The organism is Chryseobacterium joostei, from assembly GCF_003815775.1.
In the GTDB taxonomy this organism is placed as follows: domain Bacteria; phylum Bacteroidota; class Bacteroidia; order Flavobacteriales; family Weeksellaceae; genus Chryseobacterium; species Chryseobacterium joostei.
The window spans coordinates 2,795,562-2,808,340 of sequence record NZ_CP033926.1 but is presented as its reverse complement, the minus strand read 5'-3'; the positions used below and the strand labels follow the sequence as shown (position 1 = coordinate 2,808,340).

4 protein-coding genes, 2 tRNA genes and 3 rRNA genes are annotated in these 12,779 nt (G+C 40.7%); 8 read left to right on the top strand and 1 reads right to left on the bottom strand.

Annotation, left to right across the window (positions count from 1 at the left end):
• The first annotated feature begins 3 nt into the window (after positions 1–3).
• From EG359_RS12760 to EG359_RS12725, 8 genes are all read left to right on the top strand, one after another.
• Positions 4–681 carry a hypothetical protein gene (locus EG359_RS12760; RefSeq protein ID WP_076357163.1) on the top strand — a complete coding sequence of 226 codons (678 nt, stop codon included), beginning with the start codon at positions 4–6 and terminating at the stop codon, positions 679–681.
• A 921-nt stretch (positions 682–1,602) separates the two neighbouring features.
• Positions 1,603–3,119 (top strand): 16S ribosomal RNA (locus EG359_RS12755).
• A gap of 197 nt (positions 3,120–3,316) precedes the next feature.
• Positions 3,317–3,390, top strand: a tRNA-Ile gene (locus EG359_RS12750).
• A gap of 87 nt (positions 3,391–3,477) precedes the next feature.
• Positions 3,478–3,551, top strand: a tRNA-Ala gene (locus EG359_RS12745).
• Between the two features lie 204 nt (positions 3,552–3,755).
• Positions 3,756–6,518: ribosomal RNA gene (locus EG359_RS12740) — 23S ribosomal RNA — on the top strand.
• A 144-nt stretch (positions 6,519–6,662) separates the two neighbouring features.
• A 5S ribosomal RNA gene (gene rrf, locus EG359_RS12735) occupies positions 6,663–6,770 on the top strand.
• The 16S, 23S and 5S rRNA genes sit together here with 2 tRNA genes alongside, the layout of an rRNA operon.
• Before the next feature lie 511 nt (positions 6,771–7,281).
• The gene (locus EG359_RS12730; RefSeq protein WP_076355244.1) at positions 7,282–10,173 is read left to right on the top strand and encodes a SusC/RagA family TonB-linked outer membrane protein; all 2,892 of its coding nucleotides are present in this window, start codon (positions 7,282–7,284) and stop codon (positions 10,171–10,173) included.
• Between the two features lie 16 nt (positions 10,174–10,189).
• The gene (locus EG359_RS12725; RefSeq protein WP_076355242.1) at positions 10,190–12,085 is read left to right on the top strand and encodes a SusD/RagB family nutrient-binding outer membrane lipoprotein; all 1,896 of its coding nucleotides are present in this window, start codon (positions 10,190–10,192) and stop codon (positions 12,083–12,085) included.
• Between the two features lie 112 nt (positions 12,086–12,197).
• On the opposite strand, the gene EG359_RS12720 is transcribed toward EG359_RS12725, so the two are convergent.
• The gene (locus EG359_RS12720; RefSeq protein ID WP_076355240.1) at positions 12,198–12,773 is read right to left on the bottom strand and encodes a hypothetical protein; all 576 of its coding nucleotides are present in this window, start codon (positions 12,771–12,773) and stop codon (positions 12,198–12,200) included.
• Between the last annotated feature and the right edge of the window lie 6 nt (positions 12,774–12,779).

Here is a 12,779-nt window from a genome sequence, read left to right as displayed (position 1 = left end):
ATTATGAAGAATATAGCCATCATCTTTTCCGTATTGTGTATCCAGCTTTGGAGTGCACAAAATGTCTATCTGACCAAAGTTGAAAAGACAAATGATAATTCAGATAAGTTCTTATATAAAAAAGATGCAACGGAGACAGATGCAATCTACTTAGGTGAAGTAGAAGTTCAGGGGTTTTCAAAAGATGATGCAATGGTATTTTCATTGGTCTATAAAAAAGCAAAAGAAATTGGGGCTAATACTTTTGGCATAAAGCCTTTTGAAAATATTGATGGTTCACCCCAGGAATTTAATGCTTCTAATTATAAAGTAGCCCTATATTATACTCCAAAAGATAAACTGACCGGTCAAAATGGAGCAATGTACATATTTGCGTCTTCAGATAAAGATCAAAAAATAAACGTGAATAGAAAAGACTATACTTTATCACCTCGATCTTTTTTTAAATTAAAAATTATTCCTGGAGAAGTTTATACAATTTCTACTAAGAAACTTTTAGGTTCAACTATAAAAGTTCAACCTAAGAGCAATGATGAAAATTTGTATTTTCAGATCTCCTCCCTAAAAATTAAACCAGATACTTCTGGAGTAGGAGGTCTAAACTTTAAATCAGGTGATGTTGTAGGCTTAGAGAAATCTTACGCAGAGTTTTTAAGCGCTATTTATAAAGAACAACAATAGTAAATATAACGATAGCCTTTCTTTCAAGTCTGTAGGTCTTGAAAAAAATATAATCTCACTTATAAAAATTCCGTGGAAATCCTAAAAATTGAAATTTCCACGGAATTTTTTATTCACTGTCTACTATAGTATATATTGTGAACACCTAGCCTATCACTTATATAAAATCCCCATCAAATTTGGCCCTAGTCCCGCCTAAAAAATAAAAACGGCATCCCGAGAAGTAGGAGAGGGATTATTACCAACCTCCTTATATACTATAATAGGATATCTTCCATTACCCATTACCCATTACCTATTCCCCATCCCTTATATAATGACTGCAAATGCCCCCGTTTCTCCCCACTTGCCCTCCTGCCTCCAACCCTCCCACACTTCCCTTCGCTCTTCCAAACAAATGTTTAAAATTTTTGTCCCTGCATTCCAGGGGCTTATGGAAAAAAGGGATGCAAATATGAACTTTATGTTAAATAATCTTGCGGGGTATGGTATAAGTTTCTATCTTTGCCCCACTGAAAACGAGAGTACATTCAGTAGCGCAGAGAGCCCTTTGATGGGCATAAACATTATACACTACGAGAGAGACAGGCGAAAAAAAAACTTTCAAGTTTTAGTCAATAAAACTTGCGGGATAAAAAAGAGTTTGTATCTTTGCAGTCCCAATAAAACGGGAGCGCAGGAGTAGGTTGATTGAGGTTTAGGATAAAGTTTAGGGTTACTTAAAAAACTTTAAATTTATTTCAGAAACATTTGGTCATTACAAAATAAAGTTTTACTTTTGCACTCGCAAATATGGGGCGCCACTGACAGAGAAGAGTGCTTCATTAAAAAGCGGAAGATATAAAGATCATTGACATACAATATAACAACCAAGTAAGGAAAAACTAAAGCGTCAAAACTTTGAGTGAGTCAGACAAACATACAATGGAGAGTTTGATCCTGGCTCAGGATGAACGCTAGCGGGAGGCCTAACACATGCAAGCCGAGCGGTAGAGATTCTTCGGGATCTTGAGAGCGGCGCACGGGTGCGGAACACGTGTGCAACCTGCCTTTATCTGGGGGATAGCCTTTCGAAAGGAAGATTAATACCCCATAATATAAGAAACGGCATCGTTTTTTATTGAAAACTCCGGTGGATAGAGATGGGCACGCGCAGGATTAGATAGTTGGTGAGGTAACGGCTCACCAAGTCAACGATCCTTAGGGGGCCTGAGAGGGTGATCCCCCACACTGGTACTGAGACACGGACCAGACTCCTACGGGAGGCAGCAGTGAGGAATATTGGACAATGGGTGAGAGCCTGATCCAGCCATCCCGCGTGAAGGACGACGGCCCTATGGGTTGTAAACTTCTTTTGTATAGGGATAAACCTTTCCTCGTGAGGGAAGCTGAAGGTACTATACGAATAAGCACCGGCTAACTCCGTGCCAGCAGCCGCGGTAATACGGAGGGTGCAAGCGTTATCCGGATTTATTGGGTTTAAAGGGTCCGTAGGCGGATCTGTAAGTCAGTGGTGAAATCTCACAGCTTAACTGTGAAACTGCCATTGATACTGCAGGTCTTGAGTGTTGTTGAAGTAGCTGGAATAAGTAGTGTAGCGGTGAAATGCATAGATATTACTTAGAACACCAATTGCGAAGGCAGGTTACTAAGCAACAACTGACGCTGATGGACGAAAGCGTGGGGAGCGAACAGGATTAGATACCCTGGTAGTCCACGCCGTAAACGATGCTAACTCGTTTTTGGGTTTTCGGATTCAGAGACTAAGCGAAAGTGATAAGTTAGCCACCTGGGGAGTACGTTCGCAAGAATGAAACTCAAAGGAATTGACGGGGGCCCGCACAAGCGGTGGATTATGTGGTTTAATTCGATGATACGCGAGGAACCTTACCAAGGCTTAAATGGGAAATGACAGGCTTAGAAATAGGCTTTTCTTCGGACATTTTTCAAGGTGCTGCATGGTTGTCGTCAGCTCGTGCCGTGAGGTGTTAGGTTAAGTCCTGCAACGAGCGCAACCCCTGTCACTAGTTGCCATCATTAAGTTGGGGACTCTAGTGAGACTGCCTACGCAAGTAGAGAGGAAGGTGGGGATGACGTCAAATCATCACGGCCCTTACGCCTTGGGCCACACACGTAATACAATGGCCAGTACAGAGGGCAGCTACACGGTGACGTGATGCAAATCTCGAAAGCTGGTCTCAGTTCGGATTGGAGTCTGCAACTCGACTCTATGAAGCTGGAATCGCTAGTAATCGCGCATCAGCCATGGCGCGGTGAATACGTTCCCGGGCCTTGTACACACCGCCCGTCAAGCCATGGAAGTCTGGGGTACCTGAAGTCGGTGACCGTAACAGGAGCTGCCTAGGGTAAAACAGGTAACTAGGGCTAAGTCGTAACAAGGTAGCCGTACCGGAAGGTGCGGCTGGAACATCTCATTTTAGAGCGTCTTTGGACGATAAACAAAATTAGTATCGCAAGATACACGCACTTGCTTAAAGAGAAGCTTTAGTTTTTTATTTGGTTGATATATATATAAAATACAAAACCCACTAGAAATTAGTATTAGGGAAAGAGATTGGGAAGTGAATGTATGAATTGGGAATTTCCTTTTACACATCACTCACTACCATAACAAAGTCTCGTAGCTCAGCTGGTTAGAGCGCTACACTGATAATGTAGAGGTCGGCAGTTCGAGCCTGCCCGAGACTACTAATTATAAGACGGGAAGACATCAGATATGAGACGTCAGACATTTAGGTCTAAAGTCTGTAATCTGACATCTGAAGTCTACTAGAGGGGGAATTAGCTCAGCTGGCTAGAGCGCCTGCCTTGCACGCAGGAGGTCAAGGGTTCGACTCCCTTATTCTCCACAGTTTTGGAAGTTTGATTTAAAAGTTACGGATAGAGCCAAAAACAATATCTGTTCATCAGACGGACAAGAAGACATTAAGATCATTGACATTAACGGTAAAGACATCACAAAGAGATAACCGAGCACTTTCGAGTGCCGAGTTTATAAAAATATCGATAAATGAGAATTTATCAAAAAATACTGAACTAATATAATTATTAGGAAAGAAATCGTTAAGGGCGTATGGCGGATGCCTAGGCTTTCAGAGGCGAAGAAGGACGTGGTAAGCTGCGAAAAGCTGCGGGGATTGGCACACACGAATTGATCCGCAGATGTCCGAATGGGGCAACCCGTCTGGTTGAAGACCAGTCACTCCAATTTATTGGAGAGCAAACCCGGAGAACTGAAACATCTAAGTACCCGGAGGAAAAGAAATCGAAGAGATTCCGTAAGTAGTGGCGAGCGAAAGCGGATTAGCCCAAAAGCTAATTTATGTTTAATAGAACGTTCTGGAAAGAACGGCCGTAGAGGGTGATAGCCCCGTATATGAAAGGCATATTTAAGTGATAAATGAGTAGGGCGGGACACGTGAAATCCTGTCTGAATATGGGGGGACCATCCTCCAAGGCTAAATACTCCTGAAAGACCGATAGTGAACAAGTACTGTGAAGGAAAGGTGAAAAGCACTTCGAATAGAAGGGTGAAATAGAACCTGAAACCGTACGCCTACAAGCGGTCGGAGCACCTATATGGTGTGACGGCGTGCCTTTTGCATAATGAGCCTACGAGTTAATTTTACTAGCGAGGTTAAGGTATTAAGTACCGGAGCCGGAGCGAAAGCGAGTCTGAATAGGGCGCTTAGTTAGTAGGATTAGACGCGAAACCTTGTGATCTACCCATGGGCAGGTTGAAGCTCTGGTAACACAGAGTGGAGGACCGAACCGGTTGACGTTGAAAAGTCTTCGGATGACCTGTGGGTAGGGGTGAAAGGCCAATCAAACTGGGAGATAGCTCGTACTCTCCGAAATGCATTTAGGTGCAGCGTCGTATATAAGTTTATTAGAGGTAGAGCTACTGATTGGATGCGGGGGTTTCACCACCTACCAATTCCTGACAAACTCCGAATGCTAATAAATGTTCTACGGCAGTGAGGGCATGGGTGCTAAGGTCCATGTCCGAGAGGGAAAGAACCCAGACCAACAGCTAAGGTCCCCAAATATATGTTAAGTTGAAGCAACGCGGTTGGACTGCATTGACAGCTAGGATGTTGGCTTGGAAGCAGCCATTCATTTAAAGAGTGCGTAACAGCTCACTAGTCGAGCGGTCCGGCATGGATAATAATCGGGCATAAACATATTACCGAAGCTATGGATTTGTACTTTATAGTACATCTGGTAGGAGAGCATTCTATTTGCGCCGAAGCAGTACTGTGAGGTATTGTGGAGCGGATAGAAAAGAAAATGTAGGCATAAGTAACGATAAAGCGGGCGAGAAACCCGCTCACCGAAAGACTAAGGTTTCCTCAGCCATGCTAATCAGCTGAGGGTTAGTCGGGACCTAACGCGAACCCGAAAGGGGTAGTGGATGGACAATGGGTTAATATTCCCATACTTGCTCACACTAAAAAGGGGACGGAGTGCCGTACCTGCTGGAGACTGACGGAATAGTCAAGGCCTAGCCTTCGGGCGAAGCTGCTGCAGGGAAAGTGCTTCCAAGAAAAGCCGAAGTGAAGCAACCCGTACCAAAACCGACACAGGTAGTCGAGGAGAGAATCCTAAGGTGCTAGAGTGAATCATGGTTAAGGAACTAGGCAAAATAGTCTCGTAACTTCGGGAGAAGAGACGCCATCAGCAATGGTGGCCGCAGTAAAGAGGCCCAGGCGACTGTTTATCAAAAACACAGGACTCTGCAAAATCGAAAGATGCAGTATAGGGTCTGACACCTGCCCGGTGCTGGAAGGTTAAGGAAGGTGCTTAGGGTTAAACCGAAGGCATTGACTGAAGCCCCAGTAAACGGCGGCCGTAACTATAACGGTCCTAAGGTAGCGAAATTCCTTGTCGGGTAAGTTCCGACCTGCACGAATGGTGTAACGATCTGGGCACTGTCTCAACCATGAGCTCTGTGAAATTGTAGTCTCGGTGAAGATGCCGAGTACCCGCAATGGGACGAAAAGACCCTGTGAACCTTTACTATAACTTCGTATTGACTTTGAGTAAGTAATGTGTAGGATAGGTGGGAGGCTTTGAAGCGGGCACGCTAGTGTCTGTGGAGCCGACGTTGAAATACCACCCTTTACTTACTTGGAGCCTAACTTCTTTTAGAAGGACATTGCGTGGTGGGTAGTTTGACTGGGGTGGTCGCCTCCAAAAGAGTAACGGAGGCTTTCAAAGGTACCCTCAGCACGCTTGGTAACCGTGCGTAGAGTGTAATGGCATAAGGGTGCTTGACTGTGAGACCTACAAGTCGATCAGGTGCGAAAGCAGGACATAGTGATCCGGTGGTTCCGTATGGAAGGGCCATCGCTCATAGGATAAAAGGTACTCCGGGGATAACAGGCTAGTCTCCCCCAAGAGCTCACATCGACGGGGAGGTTCGGCACCTCGATGTCGGCTCGTCACATCCTGGGGCTGGAGAAGGTCCCAAGGGTTGGGCTGTTCGCCCATTAAAGTGGCACGCGAGCTGGGTTCAGAACGTCGTGAGACAGTTCGGTCTCTATCTATTGCGGGCGTTAGATGTTTGAGAGGGCTTGATTCTAGTACGAGAGGACCGAATTGAACAAACCTCTGGTGTATCAGTTGTACCGCCAGGTGCACCGCTGAGTAGCTACGTTTGGAAGAGATAAGCACTGAAGGCATATAAGTGCGAAACTCGCCTCAAGATGAGACATCTTTTAAGGGTCGTTGGAGATGACGACGTTGATAGGCTACAGGTGTAAAGACAGTAATGTCATAGCCGAGTAGTACTAATTACCCGTAGATTTATAGCCTAATATGGCGCACGGAAGTGCAGCAAGGTTACCTCTTTGTGAAGGTTTTTATCGAATATAAACCAGGTAGCAGATGTTGGCTATTAGGAAGCAGGATAAGCCTGCATCCCTTTGCCTCTAACCTGCAACCTTATATACAGCCTTTAGGGTGGTTTTAGCGGTGGGGCTCACCTGTTCCCATTCCGAACACAGAAGTTAAGCCCACCAGCGCCGATGGTACTGCTAACGCGGGAGAGTAGGCCGCCGCCAGTTTTTATTTTATTTTTAAAAGTCTCATACAGTAGTGTATGAGACTTTTTTTTGTGCCATACCATAAAAATGGACAAACGAACTAGAGCCCACTTCTATTGGATGATATGATTGGGAATCCCAATCATTACTCATTATACCATTTATTCATTGCCTATCACTAGCCCCGATAGAAACGGTTACCCCACAGCAGGACGGCAGATAGGGACAGGGAATGGAAAGGCTGTGGCGCGAGGAGTATGAGTGGATAGCGGGATAAAGCTCCCTATATTTAATTCGATTGATTGGCCCACTTTTGTAGATTTTATTTTTTAAAGTAGATCTTATTTATCATTGACATTTTTTGCATTCTGGAATCTCAGTTTTTCTTGAAATTCAATGTAAATCAATTAACATTTATAACCTTAAATTTCATAATATCAATTATATTTTTATTATTTCTATTTGTTTTTTAGTATTGTGTTGCTAAATACTGTTAAAATATTATATTTGTAATAAAAACATTGATTGAATTATGAATAGAACATTTATTAAGATAGGACTTCTCCCATCTTTATTTTTTTGCTTCAATGGACTGTATGCACAAAATACAGATTCTGCAAAAGTATCAAAGATTGGCGAAGTGGTTGTAACTGCCTATGGCGTTAAAAAAGAAAAGAAAGCCTTGGGATATTCTTTCCAAGATGTCAAAGGTCAAACACTTGTTGACGCTAAAGAGACAAATGTAACAAATGCTTTAGCCGGTAAAGTGTCGGGACTTCAAGTAATAAAGGCTGGCTTTGGGCCAGCATCTTCATCAAGGATTAATCTGAGAGGATTCAATTCATTTAAAGGAGATAATCAACCTTTAATTGTAGTTGATGGAGTGCCATTAAGTAATAATTTAGGTACTAAGCCTAGAAAGAATGATGGCAATTACAATAATGACTTTTGGAATCCAGATTTGGATATGGGAAATGGTCTCAGTGATCTAAATTCTGATGATATAGAAAGTATTTCCGTCCTTAAGGGAGGTGCTGCTTCTGCTTTGTATGGTTCTAGAGGGGGTAATGGGGTTATTTTGGTTACAACGAAAACTGGCAAAAAGAAAGGAGGATTAGGTATTAATTATTCTACAAGTTTAGGCTTTGAAACTATTTTTATGAAGCCAGATATGCAGCATAACTTTGGGAGGGGAAGTAATGGAGTGTATGACCCTAATAAATCTGAAAACACATCATCATGGGGACCTACTATCCAAGGAAAAGTTTACGATAATCTTAATAGCTTTTTTAAGACAGGTGTTAATTCACAACATAATTTAAGCTTCCAGAGTAATTTGGGAGAAGGCACAAGTTTGTATACTTCTGCTGCTTACTTGAGTGACAATAGTCAGATTCCAAATTCAAAATACGAGCGATTCAATTTTATGGCCAAAATGAATTCAACTTTTGGAGCTAATAAAAGATGGACCTCAGAAATGAAAGCACAATATATCAGTACTAAAGCTAAAAATAGACCTTCAGGTGGTCAGGGTGAGGGGAATTATTACCCAAATTTGTTGCTTATGCCTCAAGATATTGATATAAGGGATTATCGTGAAGGACAGACTCAGAATGAGGTAAAATCTCGTTGGATTACCCCTAGTGGTATTAATCCTTATTGGACTGCTTACAATGCGCTTAATGGGGACAAAAAAGACCGTTTCGTTTTAAATGGTTTTCTTAAATATCAATTCAACGATTGGCTAAGTGCAGATGTAAGAGTTGGAACTGATTTTTATTCTTTAAATTCTGATGCTCGAGTTTGGACAGGAACTTCTCGTAGAAATTCATATGCTACCAATGAAGAAAAATTTTATGAAAATAATTATATAGCAAGTCTTACAGCTAAAAAAGATAACCTTTTTGGAAAATGGGGAGGATCTGTCTCAGTATACGGACAAATGATGGAGAGTAGAACTAAAGCTATATATTTTTCTACTCAAAATCTGATTCTACCAAATGTTTTTAGTGTAAGTAATACGAGTGACCTGGCGGCAATAGCAAATAATGAAGTTGATTTATGGAAGAAAATTAACTCGGTTTTTGCTTCTGCGGAAATAAATTATGATGGTTATTTTTTCATTAATACAACTGCAAGGAATGATTGGTCTTCTACTTTAAGTCTAGAAAATAGGTCTTATTTTTATCCTTCTATAAGTACTTCACTCGTATTGACAGAAATGTTGAATAAGATGAGTGGCACAACTTCTAAAGTTCTGACTTTTGCTAAACTGCGTGCTGCCTATGCCATAACTGGAAATTCTCTCAATCCATATGAACTGTATAATGATTATGTGCCTTCAACGGATCCTAATGGGCATATTATATTGAGCAGGAAAAAAATTCTGTACAATGCAAATTTGCAAGCTGAGAAATTAAAGACATTTGAAGTTGGATTTGATCTTAAATTCTTTGACAGAATTTCTCTGGATGTAAGTTATTTTAGTAATAACGCTACAAAGCAGCTGATTGATTTGCCAATGAATCCACTTTCAGGATATGAAAAAATGAAGATCAGTTCTGGAGGACTTCATAATAGCGGGATAGAAATAGTTGCGAATTCAGATATTTTTAGGAATGAAAATTTCAAATGGAATATCAATGCTAACTTTTCTAAGCTAAAAAGTGTGATAGATGAGATTAATGACCAAGTAAATATATATCCTTTAGGAGGATTTGATAATGTAGGGTTCTTTGCAGAAGTAGGAAAGCCTTATGGGGCTATTTACGGAACAAAGTTTTTAAGAGTAGAAGATGCTAATAGTCCTCATTTTGGAAAACTTATTGTAGACAAGAATGGATTACCTCAGGCAGGCAGTATCGGATATTTGGGAGATCAAAATCCTAGAGCATTGTTTGGAGTTACTAATAGTTTTGTCTATAAGAACTTTGGACTTTCTTTTTTAATTGATGGTAGAATAGGTGGGAAATTTTTCTCATCAACTCAGCTTGCTCTACAACGAGCAGGGCTTGCTGCAGACACGGCTCCTGGAGGCAAACGAGATAATTTTGTTGTTGATGCAGTGATGGAACAAGGAAGTAGCTATACTACTAATACCAAAGAAGTAACTCAACAAGACTATTGGGCTGCAGTAACCAATGGAAATCTTGGGATTACAGAAGAGAATATTTATGATGCCACCAATATCAGATTAAGAAACATTCAGGTCTCTTACAGCTTTCCTAAAAGTATTTTTCAAAAGCTAGCTTTACAAAGTGCTAAGGTTTCATTCACAGCAAATAACGTATGGATGATTTATAGCAAGGCTAAAGGGATAGATCCAGAATCAGTATTTGCAATTAACTCAAATGCTGTTGGATTTGAAAACCTTGCATTTCCTACAACAAGATCATATTTATTTACAATTACACTAGGCTTTTAATATCAAAATTAACATCATGAAAAAATATATTCTATCTTTAATAACATTGGCAGCTGTTTGTACTGCGTGTAATGATTTTGAAGACATCAATAAGGATCCTTTCTCTGTTGATGTCGGTAAATCTGAACCAGAGTATTTTTTAAATAACTCTATTTTAGGTGCACAGCAGGATCCTAATATTGCAGAGCGAGTGTTTGTTCTTTATTGGAAAACTGCAGCAAGACAACATCTTACCACAGGGATTGCAGGGGGATCATATGATGACTCATGGAGCTCAGAGTACTGGAAGTACATTTCTGAATGGTTAAACAATGCAAATGCTGCAATTCAGATTGCCAATGAAAAGAAGGCTTTAGGACAAAGCAAGCCTTATTATGAGAATATTATTCAAGTTTCCAGAATCTGGAGAGCTTATCTAATGAGTGAATTTTCCGATAATTTTGGGCCACAGCCTATTCAGGCATTTCAGGGTATAAACCCAACGTTCAATTCGGAAAAAGAAGTGTACTATTTTATTTTAGATGAACTGAAAGATGCAGTTGCTAAAATGGATACCAATCAAGGTACTCCAAGTAATCCAAACGCTTATGATATGGTATATGGTTTTAATTGGAGTAAATGGGTAAAATATGCCAATTCAATGAGAATGAGAATGGCTATGAGAATTGCTGAAGTTGATCCTGCAAAAGCGAAAGCTGAATTTGAAGCTGCCGCCAATTCCAATATGTTGATCACTACAAGTGCAGAGAATTTTACGGTGGCCGAAAAGCCGGGATGGGATGCTTTGACAGGAGTTATGTCTAGAGAATGGAACTCTCAAATTTTATCAGCAACCCTTAATAATATGTATATTGGGTTAGGAGGAATCAATTCTACAGATCAATTACCTGCAGCTCAGCATACAGCAGTGAAAGCTTCCGATTATGTTGGAATAAAATATGATCAGCAATTCACTACAATGACGAATGATCCAAGTGCCGGATATTGGCTGGATGGTTTACCGAATAAAATAGACCCGAGAGCTTATAAAACATTTTATATTCCCGGAGATCTTACAAGTCCTATCTATTCTTTATATCCAAGCTATACCAATCAGGCTACAACAAACTATGGTGATCTAACCTTTGCAGACAACTCAAAAATTACAGTGAATGCAGTAAATACCTGGAATGCTTATACCATTGGAAACTGGGGGGTAAAAGGGCAAAGAAATGCATTGAGAAACGTGGTTGGGTGTATGCCTGCTCTAGGTAAACAATATAGAGAAAGTGGAAACTCAAGAATATTTTTTGCAAGCTGGGAAACCTATTTCCTGATGGCTGAAGCAGCTTTAAAAGGCTGGGCAGTTCCAATGAGTGACGAAGCGGCTTATAATAGAGGAATCCAGGAAAGCTTTGCTTATAATGGCGTTTCACAATTCTATGGACAATATATTATCTCAACAGATTATAACAGGGACGGAACTTCTGTTTCATACAGTCATATTACAGAGCCGGGACTAAGCCATACGATGAAATATAAAGATCCTGCTACAGGAAACTTGGTTTCAGTAGATATTAAATATCCGGTCAACACTATTTATAAAAATGGATCGGTGAAAAATGATAAATTAACGAAAATCATTACGCAGAAATACATTGCCAATATGCCATGGCTTCCGTTGGAATCGTGGAGTGATCAAAGAAGATTGGGATTACCATTCTTTGAAAACCCAGCGATAGAAACGCCGTTGGTAAACCTACCTAATCTGAATTCGGGAAATTATATGGTCAATTCTATTCAGAATTTCCCTCAAAGATTAAGGTACCCAAGTACATTCAGAAATACTGACCAGGTCGGATATGATAAGGCTGTTCAGCTACTGGGCGGAGCTGATGCTGTATTAACTCCTCTTTGGTGGGCGAAACATTAACTGTAAAGTATAGAAGAAAAAATCCTTTTCAAATTTTGAAAAGGATTTTTTTTTTAGGTAATCATTTGAAAATATAACTTTAAATTCTCATTATTTTCCTTTATCACTGGTATTAATTTGCCACAATGGTGAAAACTATTCGTGCACTATAGGTAGTTGCAGGAATTGTAACCGAAACACCAGATAACTGTATGATCAGGTTAATATCCGAGAAATTTGCGGTATTATTAATCCCTAAAAGTCCACCAAAGGTTAAAGTGACTAAAGTTGAATCTGACATTTGTTGTATGGGAACAAAGGCCGCTCCTCCATTGATTGTAGCTGAACAGATAAGACAAAATCCGGAGACCGAACCCGTTCCCCCAGTTCTCCTGGCAGCAAGACCTAAAGAGCTGTGCCAGGCATTGGTAGTATAATGCATGGTCATTTTTGCACCTGTACCTGAAAGAAGATTGAGGAAATTTCCGGGTAGTGTAGCTGATAGTGTTATTGGATTAATAGTGGTGGTAGTATTATCATAAGTTCCAGTATAATTATTCCCTGCCTCTGTAATGACTGGCAGGCTGGGATTCCAGTTTCCGGAAACCGTTACTACCTGTGCTCTTAGGTAGTTGCTAATGATTAAAAGAATAATACATAGATACCTTTTTACGAAGACTTCTCTGAGAAAGGGGGTATTCATTTTCATGTTTCA